This window comes from Streptomyces sp. NPDC050564, assembly GCF_044457265.1.
Classification (GTDB): domain Bacteria; phylum Actinomycetota; class Actinomycetes; order Streptomycetales; family Streptomycetaceae; genus Streptomyces.
Window position 1 is genome coordinate 62,755 of record NZ_JBITGS010000014.1, and the last position, 22,343, is coordinate 85,097.

A 22,343-nucleotide genomic window follows, 5' to 3' on the forward strand; every position below is an offset into this window, starting at 1 on the left:
CCGACGGCGGATTCGGGGGCAAGGGCGGGTTCGGGGTCGGGGCCGGGGCCCGGTTCGGCGTCGGATTCGAGGACGGATTCGGGGTCGGGGCCAGGTTCGGCGTCGGGGCCCGGTTCGGTCGAGGATCCGGCTTCGGAAGCAGGGCCGCTTCCGCTGCTCGGTGCACATCCAGTGAGCGAGGTCACCCCGTGACGTCTGTACCGTCCGGCTCTCCCATCACGTCCGCACCGGACGCCCCTTCCACCCCACCCGTGCGTCTGCTGCTCGCCGACGACGAGCATCTGATCCGGGGAGCGCTCGCCGCGCTGCTCGCCCTGGAGGACGACCTGGTCGTGGTGGCCGAGGCGGCGACCGGGCCGGAGGCGCTGGCCATGGCACGGGCGCACGAGCCCGATGTAGCCGTCCTGGATCTGCGGATGCCGGGGGCCGACGGTGTGAGGGTAGCCACATCGCTGCGGGCCGAACTGCCGGACTGTCAGGTGCTGATCGTGACGAGTCATGGGCGGCCGGGGCATCTGAAGCGGGCGCTTGCGGCAGGTGTGCGCGGGTTCGTCCCGAAGACGGTGAGCGCTCAGCGGCTCGCGGAGATCATTCGTACAGTGCATGCGGGAAACCGTTATGCGGACCCGGAGTTGGCCGCCGACGCGATCTCTGCCGGGGACTCGCCGCTCAGGGCGCGCGAGGCCGAGGTGCTCGAATTCGCCGCCGACGGGGCGCCCGTCGCGGAGATCGCCGAGCGGGCCGCGCTGTCCCAGGGGACCGTACGGAACTATCTGTCGTCGGCCGCGTCCAAGCTCGGGGCGGAGAACCGTCACGCGGCGGTGCGACTCGCGCGCGAGCGAGGTTGGGTATAGTTGCTCTCGCGCCACGGCGCAGTGCGGACGTAGCTCAGTTGGTAGAGCGCAACCTTGCCAAGGTTGAGGTCGCGAGTTCGAGCCTCGTCGTCCGCTCCGCAGAAGAAGCCCCCGACCTCAGGTCGGGGGCTTCTTCGTGTGTTCGGGACCCCTTCGCGCGCTCGGGGACTCGGGGATTCCGCGTGTGCTCGGGCCCGGCTGGTCGCCGGGCCCGGTGGGGGTTACGACCAGCTCGTGCCGGTCAGGCGCTCGTACGCCTCGACGTACTTGGCGCGGGTCGCCTCGACGATGTGCGGAGGCAGCGCGGGCGGCGGCTGCTCGCTCTTGCGGTCCCAGCCGGACTCGGGGGAGGTCAGCCAGTCGCGGACGTACTGCTTGTCGAAGGACGGCTGGGGGTGACCCGGCTCCCACTCGTCGGCGGGCCAGAAGCGGGAGGAGTCCGGGGTCAGCACCTCGTCGGCGAGGACGAGCGTCTCGCCGTCGTAACCGAACTCGAACTTGGTGTCCGCGAGGAGGATCCCCCGCTCGCGCGCGATGTCGCGGGCGCGGCTGTAGACGGCGAGGGTCGTCTGGCGCAGCTGGGCCGCGGTCTCGGCGCCGACCTGGCGGGCGACCTCCTCGTACGACACGTTCTCGTCGTGCTCGCCGACGGCGGCCTTGGTGGCGGGGGTGAAGATCGGCGCGGGGAGTTCCGAGCCGTCGACAAGGCCCTCGGGGAGGGCGAGGCCGCAGACCGTGCGGGACTCGTTGTACTCGACCAGGCCGGAACCGGCGAGGTAGCCGCGCGCGACGCACTCGACCGGGACCATCCGCAGGGACTTGCAGATCAGGGTGCGGCCGGCCCAGTCGTCGGGGGCGCCCGGCGGAAGTTCGGTGCTCAGGACGTGGTTGGGGACCAGATCGGCGAGCTTGTCGAACCACCACAGGGAGAGCTGGGTGAGCGTGCGGCCCTTGTCGGGGATCTCGGTGGGGAGCACCCAGTCGAAGGCGGAGATGCGGTCACTGGCGACCATCACGAGGTCGCCCGCCTCGTTCTGGTACAGCTCGCGCACCTTGCCGGTGTGCAGATGCACCAGACCCGGAACCTCCAGGGGCTCGGGCTTTTCAACGAATCCGGACACGGTTCCTCCCCGTGGTTCTGTCCAATTGGCTCGATTCTCCCGTATGCGGGGAGCGGCTTTGGCCAGGGGGTGTGTGGTGACGTTCGGGACGCCCTTCGTGCGGTGTCCGGTCAGTCGCGTTTGCAGATGCGGTCGAGCAGGTTGGCCGTCGCCCGCTGGATACGGGTGTCGACGTGGCCGGGGCGGTCGAGGGCCGGGGACCACGCGAAGGTTCCGGATGCGAAGACCAGGGCGCCGGACGGCGCCCGGTAGAGCGACGTCTCCTGGTGGCGGATGATGCCCTCGCTGTCCCGGTACGGGGAGTGGGAGAGCAGGATCCTGCCCTGGTGCTCGGGGAGCGGTGTGCGGGGAAAGTAGCGGTCGGCCTCTCCCGCGACCATGCCCTCCAGTTCGTCGCCCTCGTGGGCGCCGGTCGCCTCCCACAGCCAGTGGTCGGCGTTGCGGACCACGAGGGGGTGGGGTTCGGGGACACGTCCCGCGTACTGGATGCCGATGAGTTGCTGTTCGGAGCGGTCGATTTCACGCCACAGCGCGGGCTTCCCGGGGCCTTTGCGTTTGCGGCAGGTCAGCAATCGGTCGGCGACACCGGACGGGGACGGGCCCAACTCCACCTGCCAGTACATCGTGTTGGCGGAGAGGAAGACGAGCGATGTGCCGTTCTCGCGGGCGAGTTCCGTCGTGCGGCGCATCTGCGTCGACCAGTACTCGTCGTGGCCCGGGAAGACGAGGCCGCGGTAGCGGGTGGGGTCGACGCGGCCGGCGTGCAGATCGCGGGCGTCGGCGTAGGCGAGGTCGTAGCCGTAGCGCTCGGCCCAGCGGATGAAGTCGTAGGCGTGGCCCACGTGGAGCGGGAGGCCCGCGCCCGCGTACGGCCGGTCGAAGGAGACCGTCGTCGCGGCGTCGGCCTCGCCCAGCAGGCGGCCGTCCTCGTCCCACGCGTGGTACAGGCTGGCGCCGGTGTGACCGTCCTCCGGGTACAGGTTGTACGCCTGCCAGGTGATGTCCGGGAGCAGGAGGAGCAGGTCGGCGGGGTGGTTGTCGCGGATGGTGAACGGGACGTGGGAGCGGTAGCCGTCGGCGGTGGTGAGCACTGCGACGTACGCGCCGATGCTCCAGTAGGTGGGGATCTGAAGGCGCCAGGACAGCCACCAGTGGTGGCAGGAGACGGTTCGGTCGGCGGTGAGAGGCGGAGGCTGGACGATGCCGGAGAGGCGGGGGCTGGTGGTGATCTTGCTGGCGCCGTCGCCTCCGTAGTGGCCGATCCGGTAGATGTCGACGCTGAATTCCTGGGGCGGGTCGACGGTGATGTGGAAGTCGATGGCCTCGCCGGGGGCGGCCGCGCCCGTGGAGGTGAACCCCTTGATCTGGCGATGGACGTCGTCGGCGGAGCGGGGGCCTCCGGCACGGGGGTGGGGGATGGGTCGCTTGGCCGACCTGGCCCTGGCGTCGCGGTCTTCGCGCTCGTCCCGTACGAGAGTGGTGCCCCCCTGGGCGGGGTCGAGGTGATCGATGTACCAGGGGACGACGTGGCCGGTGTCGTCGAAGTAGTGCTCGTCGCCGCGGAGCCAGGGGACGGGGCCCTGGCCGAAGGGGTCCGTCACGGCATGCGCGAGTGCGCCTGACTCCCAGCGGCGAATCTGCTCCGACCCCATGCCTGCTCCCCTCCCTTTTGCCCCCGTCGTCCTTGTAAGCCCTTGCCGCGTGCGCGATCGGTCCCAGCACATCACATTACGCACGCGGTCCGTCACCGTTCGTCGCGAATTGACGCGAGTGGAATGTTTGCCTCCGCCTTTCCGTCGGGGGGTGGGGCGGGTTTGCGTCGGTGGTGGTTCCGCCTTTCCGCTGGTGGGCGGGGTTGCGCCGGCGGGTGGGGCGGTTCGCGCCGGTGGGTGGTTCCGCCTGCGGCCGGTGGGTGGGGCGGGGCCGTGCCGGCATCCCACCCGCCCGACGGAATCCCCGTTGCACTGGTCAGTCCGGGCGGCGCTGGAGATCTTTCAGCCCGTCCGGCGTTTGAGGACGAGGCCGTTCAGGCCGAAGCGGGGGTCTGGGGGCGGCAGCGCCCAGGTAGGGGACGGGTAGGGGACGGGTAGGGGCGGCGGGGGCGAAAGACTCGCTCGCGGGGCGCGGCCGGGGGTCTCAGACCAGGCGGACCGGTTTTTCGGGGCGGACGCCGAGGTGGCGGAGCCACTCGCGGAGGGGCGCGGGGTCGCCGGTCTCGACGAGACTGAGGACGCGCGGGCCCAGATCCGCGGCGCGTTCGCCGTCGATGAGGAGGGACGGGCCGTCGAGCCAGTCGAGGCCCGGCGCCGCCCCGGCGGTGTCCATCGCGGCGCAGCACACCATCGCCGTGACGTGGTCGGCCAGTAGCTCCCGGCCTGTGCGGGGTGGCTGAAGGGGGAAGAGAGGGAGCATCCCGTCGTCCCAGAGGGCCCGGGCGGGGTCCTGCGGCTCCGGGCCCCCGACGGGGGCGGGCGCCGGGGCCGACGCCTCCTCGCGGGCCAGCTCCGCGCTTAGCCCGGCCGCCAGCGAAGCCGTCCGCTCGTTCCCGAGGCCGACGTCCGCGTCGTCCTCGTCCTCGGTCATCCCCATCTGCGCGTACGCGTCCTCGCGCGAAGTGGCGAGGGCAGCCGAGTCCGGGTCCTCCGGCCGCGCGGACAGGTGGTCCATCACCCGCGCCAGCGTCGGGCCGTCCGAGTCACGTGCCGCCGGGTCGGTGGAGTGCCGCACGCCGAGCGCGTCCAGCACCCGGTGGAGGCGGGCCGCGTCGGTGCGCCATTTGCGGTCGACGACCTCCTCCGGGTAGTCCTGCCAGTTGACCGGCGCCCAGTCGGGCCCGGACTCGGCAGGACCGCCGTGGAAAAGGCGGGCGGCGAGGAGCGAGGCCGCCTCGTCCACCGTGCCGGGCTCTTCGAGCAGGTCGCAGGCGGGGCGCTCGCCGAGGCGGGAGGCGAAGCCCTCGGCCAGGCGGTCGCGGCGGGACAGCTCGGTCAGGGCCGCGACGACACCCGCGTCCAGCCGGGACGGCCAACGGCCCATCCGCCAGGCGGGCAGCGCGACCCGGGTCAGGAGCCGGTCCCAGCCCGCGTACGCCAGACCCACCTGCTCCTGGGCGACGATCCGCAGGCCGTAATCCACAGCCTGTGCACGCTCGGCCGCGGCGGCCGCCACGCCGCGTTCCATCTCGGCCGCGTGGCCCCGGCAGCTGCGCAGCAGCAGGCGGGTCACCCAGCCGACGGCGCCGAGCACCGTGCGGGAGAGCGGGCCACGGGCGGGGGTCGACGTCACGGCCACGGCCGCGTCCAGGCCTCGTACGAAGCGACGGGCCGCGGCTATGTCGGGGTGCGCCGACGGACCCGTACCGGCGACGACCGGGGCGAGGACCGCGCGCAGTTCGCCGACCCGCATCCACCACAGGAAGGGGGAGCCGATGACGAGGACCGGCGCGGAGGGGGCACGGCGGGGCTGTGTCGACAGTCCCCGTACGCCCCGCGCTCCACGTATGCCTCGTACTCCCTCTATCTCGTCCCTGCCCTCGGGCGGAGGCGGGCCGTGTGCCGGATGGGTCCGGTCCTCCAGCCAGCTGTCGCAGTCGGGGGTGAGCGCTATCGCCGAGGGTGCCGGGACGTCGAGGCGGTCGGCCAGGTCGCGGACCATGCGGTAGAGGTCGGGCGCCGATTCCTCGGCGATCGGGACGGTGGGGCTCACGGCCGGCCGCGAGCGGGCCACGACGAGCGCGATGCCCGCGGCGGCGAGGAGGACGATCGCCGCGAGGACCGAGACGATCCAGCGCGTGACCCCCCAGTGCCCGCCGACGATATGGCCGGTGGAGCCGCCCACGAGCAGCACGACGGCGACGGCCGCGGGCAGCAGGGCGACGGCCAGCGCCCTGCTGCGTATGCGCAGCACGGCGAGAGCCCGGGAACGCGCGGCCTGCGCGCCCACCTCCACACCCATACCGGTCACGACCGGACGTCACCCCCTACTGTCCGCCCCGCGCCGACTGTCTCGCAGCCCGCACCGACGGATGCCCTGGTGTTGCTCACTCCCCCACTGTGGCACCCATCACTGACATCGCAATGCCGGTGGGCCAAGTGCCGGAACGCTTTCGCCGCACCCTAGTTGGGGCCCCGGCCCCCGTCAGCCGGATGGGGCATCGGTCACTCGATGGAATGGCTTTGGGGAAAGGTGGATGACGGTGGGCAACGATCAGGCCCCGGTTCCGTACAGAAATCCACGCGGGCAGACGTGCAGAAATCCATGCGGAAATCCGGGCAGCAAGAGGCCCCGGATTCCGTGCGGAATCCGGGGCCCGGAAGCTTGCCGAGCGGCGAAGGCGCCTCGGCGGGATGAGCGGGTGCGACTGGACTGCGACTGGTCCGCGACCGGGGCTACTCCCCTGCCGCCGCCTTCGCCGCGATGTCCGTGCGGTGCTGCGAACCGTCGAGACCGATGCGGGCCACCGCCGCGTACGCACGGACGCGGGCCTCGGTGAGGTCGGTGCCGGTCGCCGTGACGGAGAGCACACGGCCGCCCGCGCTCACCACCGCGTCGCCGTCGCGCTTGGTCCCGGCATGCAGGACGTACGCGTGCGGGGCGTCCTGGGCCGCCACCTCGTCGAGCCCGGTGATCGGGTCGCCGGTGCGCGGGGTGTCCGGGTAGTTGTGCGAGGCCACGACCACCGTGACGGCGGCGTCGTCGCTCCAGCGCAGCGGCGCCAGATCGGCGAGCGTGCCGTTCGCCGAGGCCAGCAGCACGCTCGCGAGCGGGGTCTTCAGGCGGGCGAGGACGACCTGGGTCTCCGGGTCGCCGAAGCGGGCGTTGAACTCGATGACCCGTACGCCGCGGCTGGTGATCGCCAGACCCGCGTAAAGAAGACCGGAAAACGGTGTGCCGCGGCGGCGCAGTTCGTCGACGGTCGGCTGGAGAACGCTCTCCACGACCTCCTCCACGAGCTTCGGGTCCGCCCACGGGAGGGGCGAGTACGCGCCCATGCCGCCGGTGTTCGGGCCCTCGTCGCCGTCCAGCGCGCGCTTGAAGTCCTGGGCGGGCTGCAGCGGGACAACGGTCTCGCCGTCCGTGATCGCGAAGAGCGAGACCTCGGGGCCGTCGAGGAACTCCTCGATGACGACGCGGTCGCAGGCGTTGGCGTGCGCGCGGGCCTTCTCGAGGTCGTCGGTCACGACGACGCCCTTGCCGGCCGCCAGCCCGTCGTCCTTGACGACATACGGGGCTCCGAAGGCGTCGAGCGCCTCCTCGACCTCCTCGGGCGTCGTGCAGACGTACGAGCGTGCGGTCGGGACCGCCGCACTCGCCATCACGTCCTTGGCGAAGGCCTTGGAGCCCTCCAGCTGCGCGGCCTCCTTCGAGGGGCCGAAGCAGGGGATGCCCGCCTCGCGCACGGCGTCGGCGACCCCCGCGACGAGCGGGGCCTCCGGGCCCACGATCACCAGCTCGGCGCCGAGCCCGGCAGCCAGCGCGGCCACGGCGGCGCCGTCGAGGGCGTCGACCGCGTGCAGCTCGGCCACCTCCGCGATGCCTGCGTTCCCGGGGGCGCAGTACAGGGCGGTGACGTCGGGGTCGAGGGACAGGGAACGGCACAGGGCGTGTTCGCGGGCGCCGCTACCGATGACGAGGACCTTCACGGGGTCAGCCTAACCGCCGTGAGCGGGTGCCTTTGTGGGGGCTTCCGAAGCGGGGGGTGCTGGGCGTTGGTGGGATCCTACGAAAAGGGGGTCACTCGTTGGAGAACTCCTCCATCACTGTCGCGCCCAGCTCGCGGACGATCAGGTCGTGGCCCGAGAGGGCGGACTCGTCGAGGTCGGGGTCGTCGTCCTCGGGAATGTCGTCCTCGGGGGCGACCGGAGGCGGTTCGGGGGCCGGAGGAGTCGGTGCCGGGGCGGGCGCGGCCGGGGCGTGGCCCGCGGACGGGCCGCCCTGGGGAGCCGCGGGGCGCGCCGCCTGGGCCGGCGGCTGCTGGGGCGCGGGGCGGGGGGCGGCCGGGGCCGCGCCGTAACCACCGCTACCGAACCCTGAGCCGGCAGGACCCGCCGGCGCGGAGCCGCCCGAACCGCCCGAGGCGTCGACGATCGCCTCGATCTTCCACTGGACGTTGAACTGCTCGGACAGTGCCTGCCGCAGGACCTCCTCGCTGCCGCTGCTCGCGAAGTTGTCCCGCGCGCCCGCGTTGACGAAGCCGATCTGCAAGGTCGTACCGTCGAAGCCGGTCACCTGCGCGTTCTGGCTGAGCAGGATCCAGGTGAACCGGCGGCGGTTCTTCACCGCCTCCAGAATGTTCGGCCACAGCATGCGGGGGTCGGGGCCGCCAGGGGCCTGCGCCGCGGCAGGGGCGGGTGCGGCCGCGGCAGGAGTGGCGGCGTGCGTGGGCGACGGAGCGGGAGCCGCCGGTGCCGGAGGCTGCCCCCCACCCGCGGGGGCCGCCGTCGGCCACCCTCCGGGACGCCGGCCACTGCCCGCGGCCGTGGCGGTGGGCCAGGCACCGGGCGCGGCCTCCGCCGGAGCGCCGGCCGGGGGCGAAGCGGCCGGAGCCTGCGGCTGCGCGGCCACGGGAGGGGCCACCGGGGCAGCAGGGGGCGCGCCGACCGCCGGAGCCGCGGGCACCGCCGGCTCGGGAGCCGCTCCCACGCCCTGCGGGGCCCCGGCGCCGGAACCACCTCCCCCCGGTCCAGCCCCCCGCACCGCCGCACGAGCCGCCGCGGGCCCGCTCCCCGGAGGAACAGCCTGGCCTGTCGGCACGGGCGCCGCACCGTGCACCTCGGGCCCGGGCACGTACCCCATGACAGGGCCGCCCCCGCCACCCGAGAAGTTCACCCCGCGCTCGATGCGGTCCAGCCGGGCCATGACGGACCGCTCGTCCCCGTACGCGGCGGGCAGCATCACGCGCGCGCAGATGAGTTCGAGCTGGAGCCGCGGCGAGGTGGCGCCGCGCATCTCCGTCAGCCCCTCGTTGACGAGGTCGGCGGCGCGGCTCAGCTCGGCGGCGCCGAAGACCCCGGCCTGGGCCTGCATCCGCTCCACCACATCGGCCGGAGCGTCGATGAGCCCCTTCTCCGCGGCATCGGGCACGGCGGCCAGAATGACGAGATCCCGCAGCCGCTCCAGCAGGTCGGCGACGAACCGCCGGGGGTCGTTACCTCCTTCGATGACCCGGTCCACGACCTCGAAGGCCGCGGCGCCGTCACCGGAGGCGAAGGCCTCGACGACGGAATCGAGCAACGACCCGTCCGTGTAGCCGAGCAACGAGGTCGCCATGGCATACGTCACACCGGCCTCGGCCGCCCCCGCGAGCAGCTGATCCATGACGGACATGGAGTCACGCACGGACCCCGCGCCGGCCCGAACGACCAGCGGCAGCACACCGTCCTCGACCGGAATGCCCTCACGCCCACAGACCTCGCCCAGGTACTCCCGAAGGGTCCCCGGCGGCACGAGCCGGAACGGATAGTGATGTGTACGCGATCGAATCGTCCCGATGACCTTCTCGGGCTCGGTGGTGGCGAAGATGAACTTGAGGTGCTCCGGCGGCTCCTCGACGACCTTCAGCAGCGCGTTGAAGCCGGCCGACGTGACCATGTGGGCCTCGTCGATGATGTAGATCTTGTACCGACTGCTCGCCGGCCCGAAGAAGGCCTTTTCCCGCAGGTCACGGGCATCGTCGACACCACCGTGCGAGGCGGCGTCGATCTCGATGACGTCGATGGACCCCGGACCATTGCGCGCGAGATCGCGGCACGACTGGCACTCCCCGCAAGGCGTCGGCGTAGGCCCCTGCTCGCAGTTCAGACACCGCGCCAGAATCCGCGCGCTGGTCGTCTTCCCGCACCCGCGCGGACCGCTGAACAGGTATGCGTGATTGACCCGGTTGTTCCGCAGCGCCTGCTGCAACGGGTCGGTGACATGCTCCTGCCCGATGACCTCGGCGAACGACTCCGGGCGATAGCGGCGGTACAGCGCGAGAGACGACACGCATACGAGGTTATAGGCGCCCACTGACAACAAGGACCGCCCGACAAAGCATCCCCAGCGTCCCCGACGTCCCGGCGGATCACATCCCGGCCCTGTCCGGCATCCCGGCGGAACGCATCCCCGAGGTCGCGGCGGATCGCATCCCCGCCGTCCCCGCAAACGCAAGCGCCCCCCACGCACCCGCCAGAGCCAACCTACCCTTGCTGCCTTCCGGCCCTGGGGGAGTTCAGTCAGATAGCGCCACGTGAGGGGCTCTGCACAGAGTACAGGATCTGGGCAGGGGGAACGAGTTCGCGAGCACTCCTCAACGTCTTGTATTGTTTGCGGCGGAGGATTCGCCTAGAGGCCTAGGGCGCACGCTTGGAAAGCGTGTTGGGGGCAACCCCTCACGAGTTCGAATCTCGTATCCTCCGCCAGTGCCTCACCGGGCACGATGTCGAAGGGCCCCACCGTTCGCGGTGGGGCCCTTCGACGTTTTCCGTTGCCGTCCTCGGGTTCGAGGCGGCCCCGGTCAGCACTGCGTCATCCGGGACCGGGGCGCTCAGGTTCCCGCGTGGACGTAGGCCGCCCAGACATGGCGGCATCGCGCTCGCCCTCCTCGGCGCCTGGTGGTGGCCCGCGGCGCCCGTCGGGGCCATGGTCTGGCTGGCCTCCTGGCGGTCGCTGCGCCGCGCGGTGGGGGCCCTGTGCCGCACCACCGAAGCCGTCTTCGCCCTGCAGCACACCGTCCACCCGACACAGCCCTGACACGGCGCACACTCCCGGGGCTCCCGGGACGCCTCAGCTGCGGCGCGGCTCCCGTACGACCGCCACACCCCCCGGCGGCACCGTGACCGTCCCCGAGAGCCGCTCGCCGGTGAGCAGTTCCGTCGCCCCGTCGGGGACCGGGATCCCGGCGCCCCGACCGCTGTGGTCGATCAGGAAGAGGTACTCGGCGTGCGGACCGCGCCGCCGGACCGCCTCGACGCCGGGCGGAGCGGCGGCGACCGGCTCGACGCCCGCCTCCGTACGGATCCGGGTCAGCAGCTCGGCCAGAGTGGCCGGGTCGGGGCGGGTGGCCAGGTACCAGGCGGTGCCCGCGCCGTACGCGTGACGTGTCACCGCCGGGACACCGGCCAGCGGTCCCTCCGTGTACGAGACCAGCGCCTGGGCCCCGGTGAGGCGCACGCGCTCCGACCACAGGGTGGCCGTGCCGCCCCCGCTCAGGCCCACCGGCTCGCCCGGCAGCAGCGGGAACAGCTCGTCGGACCGTACGCCGAGCGCCTCCCGGAAGGCGCCGGGGTAACCGCCCAGCCGCACATGGCAGTTCTCGTCCACCGCCCCGCTGTGGAAGCCCACCGCCAGTGTGCCGCCGCGTTCCGCGAAGCCGACCAGATTCGCCGCGCCCGCGTCGTCCACCAGGTACAGGCTCGGGGCCAGGACCAGGCGGTACGACGACAGGTCGGCGTCCGGGCGTACGAAGTCCACTGCCACGCCCGAGCGCCACAGCGGCTCGTACCAGTCCCGGACCAGGTCCTGGAAACGGAGTTCGCCGCTCGGCTGGGAGGGCAGCTCCAGGGCCCAGCGGGCGTTCCAGTCCCAGACGACGGCCACGGAGGCCGTGCCCGTGCTGCCGCGTACCTCCGCCAGGGCCTTCAGGTCGGCGCCCAGCGCCACCACGTCCTGCCAGATCCGGCTGTCCGTCCCCGCGTGCGGCAGCATCGCCGAATGCCACTGCTCGGCACCCGCTTTCGCCGCCCGCCACTGGAAGTAGGCGATGCCGTCCGCGCCGCGGGCCACATGGGCGAGAGCGTTGCGGCGCAACTCCCCCGGATTCTTCGCCCGGTTCACCGGCTGCCAGTTCACGGCGCCCGTGGAGTGCTCCATCAGCAGCCAGGGGCCGCCGGCGAGCGAGCGCGTCAGGTCGCCGCTGAGCGCGATGTCGATCTCCGACTCCGGATCCGTGGACCGCAGGTAGTGGTCGTTCGAGACCACGTCCAGCTCCGGGGCCCAGCGCCAGTAGTCCAGCGCGTCGAAGTTGTGCATCACCATGAAGTTGGTGGTCGCCGGCACGGCAGGGGCCGCCGCGCGCAGGACGTCGCGCTCCGCCGTGTACAGGGACAGCAACTCGTCCGAGCAGAAGCGGCGCCAGTCCAGTCGGTGGGTCGGGTTGGGGACGGCTCCGGTGGCGCGGGGCGGCAGGATCTCGTCCCAGTCGTAGTACCACTGGCTCCAGAAGGTGGTGCCCCAGGCGTGGTTCAGCGCCGCCAGGTCATCGCCGTACCTGGCCCGGAGCCACGCGCGGAAGGCCGCCGCGCTCGTGTCGCAGTAGCACTCCGCGTTGTGGCAGCCGTACTCGTTGTGGACGTGCCACATCGCCACGGCCGGGTGGTCGGCGTACCGCTGTGCCAGCGCTCCCGCGATGCGCAGGGCGGCCTCCCGGTAGGCGGGGCTGCTCGGGCAGAACGTCTGGCGGCTGCCGTACGACAGCGTGCGGCCGTCCCGGTCCACCGGCAGCGCCGTGGGGTGGGCGCGGAAGAACCACGCCGGGGGCGCGGCCGTGGGCGTGGCGAGGTCGGCGGCGATACCGTTCTCCCGCAACAGATCCAGCAGCCGGTCCATACGGGCGAAGTCGAACTCGCCCTCGGACGGCTCCAGTAGGGCCCACGCGAAGATGCCCACGCTGACCATGGTCACGCCGGCCTCGCGCATCAGGCGCATGTCCTCGGCCCAGACCTCCTCGGGCCACTGCTCGGGGTTGTAGTCGCCGCCGTAGGCGATGCCCGGGACGGACAGCGTGCGGTTCATCGGGCAACTCCTCCGAGCAGACGGCGCGTTGTGGTCATGCCCCACTCGTCCAGCGACAGCAGCCGGTCGCTGGACGCCATCAGTCCGCCGGTCGACTCCACGTGTGCCGCCCAGCGTTCACGGGTCTCCACGGCGGGGCGGGCCATCAGGCAGTCGGGGTCGTTGACCCAGAGGCGGCCGTGCTGCCACTGGCGTCCCCCACCGGTGAACTCGGCGGGATCCTGGCCGGGCTGGGAGTAGTCGTCGGCCTCGGGGCGGCGGTGCGGAGCCGTGTCGGGGCTGACCCGCATCGCGTCGAACAGGCCGATGGAGGGGAGGATCGGCGCGCCGCAGCCCAGCAGATACGCGTCCGGGCCGATCGCCTCGCGGATGAGCGAGATGCCTTCGCGGTACGCCGTCAGCGCGTCGTCCGAGGAATGCCGTACGCCGTCCAGCGCGCCCGCGTACAGGAAGTCGACCTTGAAGTAGTCGTAGCCCTCGGCGCGCAGGGTCCTGAACACGTCCGTCAGATACGCCGCCGCGTCAGGATGCGTCGTGTCCAGGACGCACAGGTCGTGCCCCCAGTTGCGGCCCGCGTGCGCGAAGCCGCCCTGCGGGTCCCGTACCAGCCACTGCGGATGCTCGGCCGCCAGTTCGCTCGCCGGGTCGACCAGGAACGGTGCCGTCCAGATGCCCGCCCTGCGGCCCCGCGCGCGGATGGCCTCCGCGATCCCGGCGCGGGAGCGGAAGCGGCCGGACAGCGTCAGCCAGTCGCCCAGCGCGCTCTGGTAGCCGTCGTCGATCTGGACGACGTCGATGGGCAGGTCGAGGGTGTCCATCGCGCGGAGGTTCTCGTGGATGTCCTCCTCGGTGACCGCGGTGAAGTACTCGTACCAGGAGCACCAGACGGTGGGCGCCGGTCGCGGGGCGGCGAGACCGAGGCCCTGCGCCCACGTGGCCAGGGCCGACTGGATGTCCCTGCCGGTCAGTTCCCGAACGGGCCCGTCGGCGCTGACCTCGGCCCGTTCGCCGTGCACTTCCAGGCGGATGGAGGGGACGGCGTGCAGCGGATCGGCCGCCGCCCACAGCCGCACCGGCGAGCCGTCACCAGGGGCGAGCGCCAGGAGTCCCTCCCCCTGGAAGACGCCGGACGGGACGGTGCGCCCGGGCCGGTAGCAGACGGTCGCCCAGTTGTCGTCGGTCGGGCGGTACGGCTTGTCGCCGAGGGCGTAGGCGCCGCTGGGGCTCCAGGACTGCCAGCCCTCCTCGTGGACCCGGGCGGTGCGCGGGTCAACGGGCACAAGGGCGAGGGGCGTGAAGGGGTGGGGCACGGTGGTTCTCTTTCAAAGGGTCGGGCGTCGGCCACGACATCAGGTCGGGCGTCAGCCCTTGTTGGCACCGAGCGTGAGGCCGCTGACGAACTGGCGCTGCAGCGCGAAGTACACGATCAGCGTCGGGATCGCGGTGAGCAGGGCGCCGGCGGCGACCAGGTTGGGGTCGGTGAAGTACTGCCCGGAGAGGTTCTTCAGGGCCGAGGTGATCGGCATGTTCTCGCCGGTCGAGATGAGGACGATGGCCCAGAAGAAGTCGTTGTAGATCCAGATGGACAGCAGCGTCGCCAGGGCCGCCATCGCCGGGCGGCACAGCGGCAGCACGATCTGCCAGTACATCCGCCACACCGAGGCGCCGTCGACGAGCGCGGCCTCGGTGAGCTCGTGCGGCAGCATCCGCATGTAGTTGCTCAGCACGAAGGCGCAGAAGCCGGACTGGAACGCCACGTGGATGAGGACCAGGCCGAGCGCGGAGTCGTACAGCTTGCCGCTGACCGTGATGCCGGGCAGGTCGATGAGCAGGAACATGCGGTAGAGCGGGGTGATGATGACCTGCTGCGGCAGCAGGTTGCCCGCCGTGAAGACCAGCAGCAGGGCGAGGTTGACGCGGAAGTCGAACCGGCTGACGTAGAAGGCGACCATCGACGACAGGAACAGCGTCAGCAGCACCGCCGGGACGGCGATGAGCAGCGTGTTGCCGAAGTAGTGCGCCATGTCCGACTGCGTGAACGCGTTCGTGAAGTTGTCGAAGCTCAGCTTGTCGGGCCAGGAGACATAGCCCTTCGCGCTGGTCTCGGCGTACGGACGCATGGCCGCGTACAGCGCCCAGAGCAGCGGGGCCAGCCAGGCCAGCGCGGCGCCCGCGAGGAACAGGTGCAGCAGCAGCCGGGCGGGGCGGACGGGCGCGCGCCTCTTCGGCGCGACAGTGGCGGTGCTCATGCTCGCCGCTCCTTCCGGAAGGTGCTCACCAGGTACGGAATGATCACGACGAGCGAGATCAGCAGCAGGACGACCGCGATGGCGGACCCGTATCCGATACGGCTGGACTCGCCGATGATGTTGTCGGTCACGAGGATCGAGAGCAGTTCGGTGCCTTGGGCTCCACCGTTGAAGACGTAGACGAGGTCGAAGGCGCGCAGCGACTCGATGATGGTGACGACCAGCACGATGGTGTTGGTGGGGCGCAGCGTCGGGAAGATGACGTTCTTGAAGGTCTGCCATTCGTCGGCGCCGTCGAGCGAGGACGCCTCGCGCAGCGAGGGATCGACGCCCTTCAGACCGGCCAGATAGAGGATCATCATGTAGCCGGTGTGCCGCCAGGAGGCGGCGATGAGGATCGCCCACAGGTTGAGGTGCGGGTCGCCGATCCAGTCGATGTAGTGGCCGGGCTTGTTGGCCCCGATGAGGCTGTTGATCAGGCCCGTGTCGGGGTTGTAGACGAGCTGCCAGACGAAGCCGATGCACGCCATCGACACGACCACCGGCAGGAAGAACGCGGTCTGGTACACCCTGCTGAACCGGATCTTCTTGTCCAGCTGCACGGCGAGGAAGAGGCCGAGCGGGGTCGGGATCAGGATCAGGACCACGAACCAGATGACGTTGTGCTGGACGGCGGGCCAGAACTGCGGGTTCTGGGTGAACAGTTCGCGGAAGTTCTGCAGCCCGACCCATCTGATGGAGTCGAAGCCGATGCCGTCCCAGGTGGTGAAGGCGAGGGCGACGGAGGCGAGGGCGGTCACCCAGACGAGCGCGATGTGCAGGATCGTCGGGACGCCCGCCATCAGGCCCAGCGTGAACCGGTCGCGGCGGGTGAGGAGGCGGCGGTGTCCCCGCGGCCCCCTCTTGCCGGGTGCGGGGGCCGGAGGCGGCGCGACGGCCGCCTCCGGCATCTCAGCGGTGCTGGTGTCGGTGCTCATGAGGACGCGAAGATCGTCTTCTTCTGGCGCTCGATCGACGAGAGCAGGCTGTCCACGCCCTTGGGGTCGCGGACGAACTTCTGCAGCGCGGGCTGCATCACCGTGGAGGTGAAGTCGGGCCGGCTGTCGCGGTCCATGTACTGCGTGAGGTTCTTGGCGCCGCTGATCAGGTCGTACCCCTTCTTCTGCATGGCGCTGTAGGAGGAGGTGTCGGCCTTGGTGGAGGCGGCGACCACGTTCGGGTCCGACTTGAGGTAGATCTGCTCGGCGGCCGGGGTGCCCAGGTACTCCAGGAGCTTGACGGCACCGGCGTGGTTCTTCGGGGCCTTGCTGAGCATGAAGCCGTCCGTCGGGGCCTCGACGGTGTCCTGCCCGTACGAGGGGTCGATCTCCGGGAACGGGAAGAAGTCCAGGTCTTCCCGGTCGGCGGCGTTGGTGAACTGCTGGCCCACGAACATGCCCAGCAAGTACATGCCGGCCTTCTTCGACACCAGGGTCTGGGCCGCGTCCTGCCAGGTGCGGCCGACGGCGCCGTCCTGGTGGTAGGGGAGGATCTCGGCCCAGTTGTCGAAGGCGGCGCGGGTGCGCTTGTCGGTCCAGGACGCCTTTCCGGCCATCAGCTCGACGTGGAAGTCGTAGCCGTTCGTCCGGAAGTTGATCTGGTCGAAGGTACCGAGCGCGGGCCACTCGTCCTTGTCGCCGAAGGCGATCGGGACCAGGTTGTCCTTCTTCATCTGCTTGCACAGGGCGATGAACTGGGACCAGGTGGTGGGGACTTCGTAGCCGTGCTGCTTGAAGACGCTCTTCCGGTAGAAGATCGCCCAGGGGTACGTGTACAGCGGGACGAAGTAGTACTTGCCGTCCTCGCCCTTGCTGAGCGCCTTCATCGCGTCGGGGAAGTCGCCCTCGATCGTCTTCCACACGTCGTCGATCGGGGTGGCCAGCTTCTTGCCCGCGAAGAACTGCATGCGGTAGCCGGCGAACCAGTTGAACACGTCGTCGGGCGTGCCCTGGAGGTAGGAGTTGATCTGCTCCTGGAAGGTGTTGTGGTCCTTGGTGTTCACGTCGACCGTGATGCCGGACTGCTTCTTGAAGGCCGCGTAGATGTCGGCGAAGGCCTTCTTCGGCACGGCGTCCGACGCGTTGGAGCCGAGGGTGAGGGTCTTGGGGTCACTGGCAGCGCTGCTGCCGGCGCAGGCGCTGAGCAGGGGTATGGACGCGCCGAGCGCGGCCGCTCCGCCGATGCCGCGCAGCAGGGTACGGCGGCTGGGACCCGGGACGGAGAGACCGGAGGGGGAGAGGTGGTGCATGAGCGGCTCCTGACGGGCATGTGTCCGGTCGCGGGGAGAGCGGAGTTGAGCCAGATCGAAATCAACCAGAAATCAACTTGACCGAACATCGTGGGCGCAATAACAGCCGTATGTCTTGTCATGCGTCAAGAGATGTCGGGCGCCTTTGTTGAAACGTGATCGTGGCACCGTGACCAACTCCGCCGACGGGGGCTCACCGCGGCGGCCAGGGACCGGGGCAGGGTCGCAGCCGGGCGCCGCCGGTCGGCCCGGCGAGCGCGCGAGTTGCCCTGGCGGGGGCCGGCCGGGGTGGTCGCGACGCCGCTACGTGCGGGCCGTCGATGCTGCGGGTGGGCTTCCCGGCCGGCCGCGCCGCGGTGGGCGGATCAGCCGATCTTGACGGTCTTGGAGACCGTGACCTGGTCGATGTCGCTGGTGCGCACCGTGACGTTCATCGTCCAGGTGCCGGCCAGCGGCAGCGTGAGGCCGTCCGTGCCCCAGTAGCCGCCCTTGTCGGTGAGCTCCGCGTCGAGCGGGCCGACCTTCTGCGCGGCCAGCGTGAAGGTCAGACGCAGTTCGGGGACGGTCGCGATGCCTCCGTCGGGACCCAGGATCACGGCCTGCACCGAGTTCTCGCCCACCCGGCCCGGCGTCAGCTCGATCTGCACCTTGCCGTGCCCGCCCGGCGTACCGACGTCGAAGGGGACCAATGTCGTCGACGACGTGGGCTGCCCGGGGGCCGTGGTCGAGGCCACCGCGGTCTCCTCGGCCGCCCGCCCCGGCTGGGTCCCGGTCAGCAGGGTGGTGATCACCAGGACGACGATGCCGACGGTGACCTCGGCGAGGACGGAGCGGCGCAGAGCCCGGCGGTACGCGGCAGGCTCACCGGAGCCCGAGCCGGATCCGGAACCTGACCCCGAGCCGGATCCGGAGCCTAGACCTGAGCCCGGCTCAGGGGTGGCGTCGGCCGGTACGTCCTCGGTGGCCACCGTCTCCGCGACGGCGGGACCGCCGACCGGTACAGCCACCCGTTCCGCCGGAACGGTCGCGGGAGCGGCGGTCTCCGCCATCACCAGCCGCCCCGTCCAGCGCCGCGAGTACGCCGCCCCCGCCAGCAGGAGCAGCACCCCGCACAGCTTGACGACGAGGATCCTGCCGTACGAAGTCGAGGTCAGGGCGTCCCACGAGCCGAGGCCGCGCCAGGACTGGTAGACGCCGGTGGCGACGAGGATGGCGACCGAGGCGAGGGCGAGCCGGGAGAAGCGGGTGACGACGGCCGTGGGGAGGGGCTCGTCCGGACGGTGCAGCGCGGTGAGCAGGGCGGTCAGGCCGCCGAGCCAGACCGCCATGGCGAGCAGGTGCAGCACGGCGGAGACCATCGCGGCGGGGACCTGGATCCCGGCGGACGCGTGCTCGGCGGCGGCCCAGGTGACCGTGAGAGCGAGGGCGAGCGTCCCGCCGAGCGCGAGGACACCGCGCGCCTGCCCGCGCTCGCGTACGCGCACGCGTTCGGGCAGGAAGGCGGCCGCCATCAGCAGCACCAGCCGGGCCACCAGGACCACCCCGGGCCTGCTCGTCAGCGTCTCGCGCAGGGCCGCCGGGTCGAAGGCCGAGGCGACCCCTGTGCCGCGCTCGTAGGGGCCGCGCAGCAGCAGCAGCGCGAGCGTCGACAGCAGCAGGGTCCACCAGCCGGCCTGCAGCAGGCGCCGCACGCTGCCCGGGTACCCGCAGGCCGGCACGAAGGCGCCCACGCCGATGAGCAGGGCCAGACCGCCGTACGCGACGTAGCGGGCGATGTCGTAGAGGGTGGCCGAGGCGGCGTCGGCGGCGGGTGCGGTGGGCACGGCGGCACTGGTCGCGGAGGGTTCGCCGATGGAGAAGGTGAAGGCGCCCGAGACCGGGTGGCTGTCCGCCGAGACGACCCGCCAGACCACGGTGAACGTGCCGGTGCCCAGTCCGCGCGGCAGCGTCACGCGTGCGGTGGAGGACCGGTCGCCCGCGTGGCCCGGCTTGCCCGTGTGGACACGCCGGTTCTCCGGGGTGAGCACGCGGAAGGAGTCGTCGAGGAGGCCGACGGATTCGCTGAACGTCAGCGTGACCTGCCGCGGGGCCGACTTCAGCACGCTGCCGTCCTGCGGATCGGAGCCCGTCAGCGCGGCGTGCGCGGACGCGCCGCCCACGCCGCCGAAGAGGACAAGGGCCAGGACCCCGATGATCAGGCTCACTCCCCGGACGATGCGCCGCCGGTCTCGCTGTCCGCTCACACGCCGTCTCCGTCTCACGCTTCCAGAGTCTTGGATACGTACGGACGAATCCGGCGGCGTACTCACCCGCCGCAGCGGGAGATTACTCCCCAAAGGCCGCCTTCCTGGTGAGGAAGGCGAGTCGGGCGCGCTTCTCGGGCAGGTACACGTCCGGAAGGTCGATTTCGGGCAGCACGACGGCCGGTCCCGGATCGAAGCCCTGCCGCTCGAAGCGGGCGATGGCCTTCCCGTTGCGCTCGTCGGGGTCGACGACGACCCGCTCGCGGTCCAGGCCGACCAGCACGTACGTGGTGAAGGCGACCAGCAGCGAAGAGGAGAAACCCGGGCGCGCGCCGGCCTGTCCGGGCGGCCCGATCAGCAGGTGGACTCCTATGTCGCCCGGCTCGACGTCGTAGCACTCGCTGACGCGGTCGGCCTCGGGCTCGTAGGTCTGGAAGAGCGCGACCGGTTCGCCGTCCTTGACCGCGAGGAAGGCGTGGTGCGTGTCGAGCGAGGCGAGATGCAGATACGTGTCCAGGACCTGCTGCTTCGTCAGCCCGTTCATCCCCCAGAACCCGGCCCGCTCCTGGGCCACCCAGGTGTGCACGATGTCGAGGTCCGCGTGCGGGTCGAGGGGCAGGATCCGGACGGTGCCGAAGCCGTCGACCAGCTGCTCGTGAACGGCCTCGCGGTCGCGCGCGTACGGCTCAGTCGTCATGGTTCTCCTTGGTCAGCTCGTTCCAGTCGGTGGCCACCGGGACCAGATCCCCCTTGAGCCACAAGGGGAGTTGGTCGCGGTGGTGGGCCGCGCCCGGGACGCCGTCGGCGCCGAGGGGAACCACCCAGAGGCTGTTGTCGCGGTCGGCGAGATCCCAGACGTAGCGGGCGGCGGGGCCTCGCGCGCTCAGGTCCGCCAGACCGGGCACCGCCGACGTGCACAGCACGCAGTCGTGGTCGCCGGAGAGCCGAGGGGCCCGGTACGAGGGGTCGGGGAGCGCGCGCCACGGGGCGAGCCGGTGGGTGTCACCCCAGGTGCCCGGCGTGCGGCCCGCCGCCACCTCCTCGACGGCGTCCCGCACCACGGCGTCGCGGTCGATGCCGTACAACTCCTTGGCCTTCAGCAGGTTTTCGAGGGCGAAGCCGACGCGCGGGGTGAGGGCGAGCCAGGGGAGGAAGACCTCCGGGTAGGCGGGCGGATCGGCCAGCACGGCCAGCGCGGGGTGCGCCGCGAGCCGCCGTACGACGGCGCCGCGCACCGCCGCGTACGCCGCCGCCTCGCTGCTGTCGGCGTCCATCCGCCGGTCCCAGCCCAGGAGTTCCGACCTGAGCGCGACCGCCTCGGGGCCGAGCCCCTCACCAAGGGCGGCCAGCCGGTCCAACAGGGCGGCGGCCGAGGCGAGATGGGTGTCCATGTGCACGGCGGCCATGTCCCGGGCGGACCAGATCCGCGACGCGTCGAGGAGCTGCCGGATGCGGGTGGCACGGTGCGGCGGGGCGAACTCGACGCCCAGCGGGGTCGCCGGGCCACGCTGGTTCGCCATCACGGCTACACCGTCCTCGAAGGATCCGTACGGCATCTCGTGCCAGCCTCGCCACTCGTGCCCGGGCTCCCAGGCGGCCACCACCCGCGTGCGGTTGTCCTCGCTCCGGACCGGGACCCGCCCCGCGACCCGGTGCAGCACTCCGCCCTCGGTGTCGGCGGCCTGGACGACGTTCACGGGCTCCGTCCAGCGGTCGAACGCCCGGTCCACGTCGGCGACTTCACGGGCCCTGAGCAGAGGCAGGAGCGCGCTGAAGCCGAGATCCTCGCTCACGCGAGGCGGGTAGCGCAGGCTGATGGACTCCTCCGCGCCCATTCCCCCGATGACCACAGGTCCGCGCGGGGTCTCCAACACCTCGACCTCGACGGCCCCGCCTCCGGCCACCTCCACGCTCTCCGTGTGGCGCGCCACGGGCCGCCACGCACCGTCCGGATCGAGGGCTTCGACGGCCTCGACGGACGACCCGGTCGGCCTCAGGCGCTCGCGGTACAGGTCCTGGTAGTCGGCCATCGCGTTGGTGATCGCCCAGGCGACCGTTCCGGTGTGGGCGAAGTGGGCGATGCCCGGGACGCCGGGGACGGCGAGCCCGACGACGTCGAACTCGGGGCAGCGCAGGCGGATCTGCTGATAGACACCGGGGTCCTCGATGAAGCGGTGCGGATCACCGGCGATGACGGCCTGCCCGGTGACGGTCCGTTCGCCGCTCACCAGCCACCCGTTGCTCCCCGAGGTGCCGGGCCCGTCCGTGGCGAACAGCTCGACCGCCTCCGCGCCCAGCAGCCGCACGACCTCCTCGCGCCACAGTTTGGCGGGGAACCCGGCGAACAGGATGTGCGTCCCGAGCCAGACGCCGAGCGGGCTCCAGGGCTCCCAGCGGCCGGGGGCGAGCCCGGTCGCGGCGAACTCCGGTGCGCGCCGGGCTCCTTCCGCCAGCCCCTCATTGACCCCCTGCACATACGAGACGACCCACGCGGCGGTCTCGGGGTCCCGTCTCTCCAGGGCGGCGAAGCAGCGTCTGGCCGTGTCGTCGAGCCGGGCCCGGCGTGCGAACCGGTCCCAGGCGACAGCCTCAGTGCCGAGGAACGCGGCCGAGGTGCCCTGCGATCGGTGCCGTTCGACCTCGAGCTGCCAGGCGCGGTCCAGGGCGGTGGTACGGCCCTGGGCGTGAGCGAGTTCCTGTGCGCTGTCCGCGCGCAGGTGCGGGATGCCCCAGGCGTCACGGTAGATCTCGACGGTCACGAACCATCCCCACTCTTCTCAGGTTAGCCTAACCTAACTCACATTCTGCGGGATCGTACG

General features: G+C 71.6%; 14 protein-coding genes, 2 tRNA genes and 1 other RNA gene. 3 read left to right on the forward strand and 14 right to left on the reverse strand.

Features of this window, described 5'->3' with window-relative positions:
- Positions 1–215: 215 nt before the first annotated feature.
- Complete coding sequence (locus tag ACIBK0_RS22780; RefSeq protein ID WP_399083252.1) at positions 216–854, forward strand: response regulator; 639 nt, start codon at positions 216–218, stop codon at positions 852–854.
- Between the two features lie 23 nt (positions 855–877).
- Positions 878–950, forward strand: a tRNA-Gly gene (locus tag ACIBK0_RS22785).
- A 125-nt stretch (positions 951–1,075) separates the two neighbouring features.
- On the opposite strand, the gene ACIBK0_RS22790 is transcribed toward ACIBK0_RS22785, so the two are convergent.
- The 6 genes from ACIBK0_RS22790 to ffs form a co-directional block, all read right to left on the reverse strand.
- Entirely contained in the window at positions 1,076–1,975 is a 900-nt protein-coding gene (locus ACIBK0_RS22790) for a phosphoribosylaminoimidazolesuccinocarboxamide synthase (RefSeq protein WP_399082758.1), read from the reverse strand.
- A 110-nt stretch (positions 1,976–2,085) separates the two neighbouring features.
- Positions 2,086–3,627, reverse strand: coding sequence for a N,N-dimethylformamidase beta subunit family domain-containing protein (locus ACIBK0_RS22795; protein ID WP_399082761.1), 1,542 nt, complete (start codon positions 3,625–3,627; stop codon positions 2,086–2,088).
- 484 nt (positions 3,628–4,111) lie between these two features.
- The gene (locus ACIBK0_RS22800; RefSeq protein ID WP_399083255.1) at positions 4,112–5,929 is read right to left on the reverse strand and encodes a hypothetical protein; all 1,818 of its coding nucleotides are present in this window, start codon (positions 5,927–5,929) and stop codon (positions 4,112–4,114) included.
- 434 nt (positions 5,930–6,363) lie between these two features.
- Positions 6,364–7,617 (reverse strand): phosphoribosylamine--glycine ligase, encoded by a 1,254-nt coding sequence (gene purD, locus ACIBK0_RS22805; protein ID WP_399082764.1) that lies wholly within the window; start codon positions 7,615–7,617, stop codon positions 6,364–6,366.
- A gap of 91 nt (positions 7,618–7,708) precedes the next feature.
- Entirely contained in the window at positions 7,709–9,958 is a 2,250-nt protein-coding gene (locus tag ACIBK0_RS22810) for a DNA polymerase III subunit gamma and tau (protein ID WP_399082767.1), read from the reverse strand.
- Positions 9,959–10,116: 158 nt separating this feature from the next.
- Positions 10,117–10,215: signal recognition particle sRNA small type (ffs, locus tag ACIBK0_RS22815), an RNA gene on the reverse strand.
- Between the two features lie 71 nt (positions 10,216–10,286).
- On the opposite strand from ffs, the gene ACIBK0_RS22820 reads away from it, so the two are divergent.
- Positions 10,287–10,374 (forward strand) — tRNA-Ser (locus tag ACIBK0_RS22820).
- Between the two features lie 364 nt (positions 10,375–10,738).
- Here ACIBK0_RS22820 and ACIBK0_RS22825 read toward each other — a convergent pair.
- From ACIBK0_RS22825 to ACIBK0_RS22860, 8 genes are all read right to left on the reverse strand, one after another.
- Entirely contained in the window at positions 10,739–12,745 is a 2,007-nt protein-coding gene (locus tag ACIBK0_RS22825) for a beta-galactosidase (protein ID WP_399082770.1), read from the reverse strand.
- A complete protein-coding gene (locus ACIBK0_RS22830) occupies positions 12,742–14,055 on the reverse strand; it encodes a glycoside hydrolase family 36 protein (protein ID WP_399082773.1) in 1,314 nt (437 codons plus the stop codon). The genes ACIBK0_RS22825 and ACIBK0_RS22830 overlap by 4 nt, the downstream gene beginning before the upstream one ends.
- A gap of 51 nt (positions 14,056–14,106) precedes the next feature.
- Positions 14,107–14,994 (reverse strand): carbohydrate ABC transporter permease, encoded by an 888-nt coding sequence (locus tag ACIBK0_RS22835; protein WP_399082776.1) that lies wholly within the window; start codon positions 14,992–14,994, stop codon positions 14,107–14,109.
- Positions 14,991–15,971, reverse strand: coding sequence for a carbohydrate ABC transporter permease (locus ACIBK0_RS22840; RefSeq protein ID WP_399082779.1), 981 nt, complete (start codon positions 15,969–15,971; stop codon positions 14,991–14,993). Before ACIBK0_RS22840 ends, ACIBK0_RS22835 begins: the two co-directional genes overlap by 4 nt.
- Positions 15,968–17,281, reverse strand: a complete 1,314-nt coding sequence (locus ACIBK0_RS22845; RefSeq protein ID WP_399082782.1) for an ABC transporter substrate-binding protein — start codon at positions 17,279–17,281, stop codon at positions 15,968–15,970. The genes ACIBK0_RS22840 and ACIBK0_RS22845 overlap by 4 nt, the downstream gene beginning before the upstream one ends.
- A 365-nt stretch (positions 17,282–17,646) precedes the next feature.
- The gene (locus ACIBK0_RS22850; RefSeq protein WP_399082786.1) at positions 17,647–19,524 is read right to left on the reverse strand and encodes a copper resistance CopC/CopD family protein; all 1,878 of its coding nucleotides are present in this window, start codon (positions 19,522–19,524) and stop codon (positions 17,647–17,649) included.
- Between the two features lie 82 nt (positions 19,525–19,606).
- Positions 19,607–20,221, reverse strand: a complete 615-nt coding sequence (locus tag ACIBK0_RS22855) for a GNAT family N-acetyltransferase (RefSeq protein ID WP_399082790.1) — start codon at positions 20,219–20,221, stop codon at positions 19,607–19,609.
- A complete protein-coding gene (locus ACIBK0_RS22860) occupies positions 20,211–22,283 on the reverse strand; it encodes a penicillin acylase family protein (RefSeq protein ID WP_399082793.1) in 2,073 nt (690 codons plus the stop codon). The genes ACIBK0_RS22855 and ACIBK0_RS22860 overlap by 11 nt, the downstream gene beginning before the upstream one ends.
- Positions 22,284–22,343 lie beyond the last annotated feature (60 nt).

Excerpts from the sequence above, each read along its gene's own strand:
- ACIBK0_RS22825 (WP_399082770.1), bottom strand. The coding sequence starts at position 12,745 with ATGAACCGCACGCTGTCCGTCCCGGGCATCGCCTACGGCGGCGACTAC.
- ACIBK0_RS22835 (WP_399082776.1), bottom strand. The coding sequence starts at position 14,994 with ATGAGCACCGCCACTGTCGCGCCGAAGAGGCGCGCGCCCGTCCGCCCC.
- ACIBK0_RS22845 (WP_399082782.1), bottom strand. The coding sequence starts at position 17,281 with ATGCACCACCTCTCCCCCTCCGGTCTCTCCGTCCCGGGTCCCAGCCGC.
- ACIBK0_RS22800 (WP_399083255.1), bottom strand. The coding sequence starts at position 5,929 with ATGGGTGTGGAGGTGGGCGCGCAGGCCGCGCGTTCCCGGGCTCTCGCC.
- ACIBK0_RS22795 (WP_399082761.1), bottom strand. The coding sequence starts at position 3,627 with ATGGGGTCGGAGCAGATTCGCCGCTGGGAGTCAGGCGCACTCGCGCAT.
- ACIBK0_RS22855 (WP_399082790.1), bottom strand. The coding sequence starts at position 20,221 with ATGACGACTGAGCCGTACGCGCGCGACCGCGAGGCCGTTCACGAGCAG.
- ACIBK0_RS22840 (WP_399082779.1), bottom strand. The coding sequence starts at position 15,971 with ATGAGCACCGACACCAGCACCGCTGAGATGCCGGAGGCGGCCGTCGCG.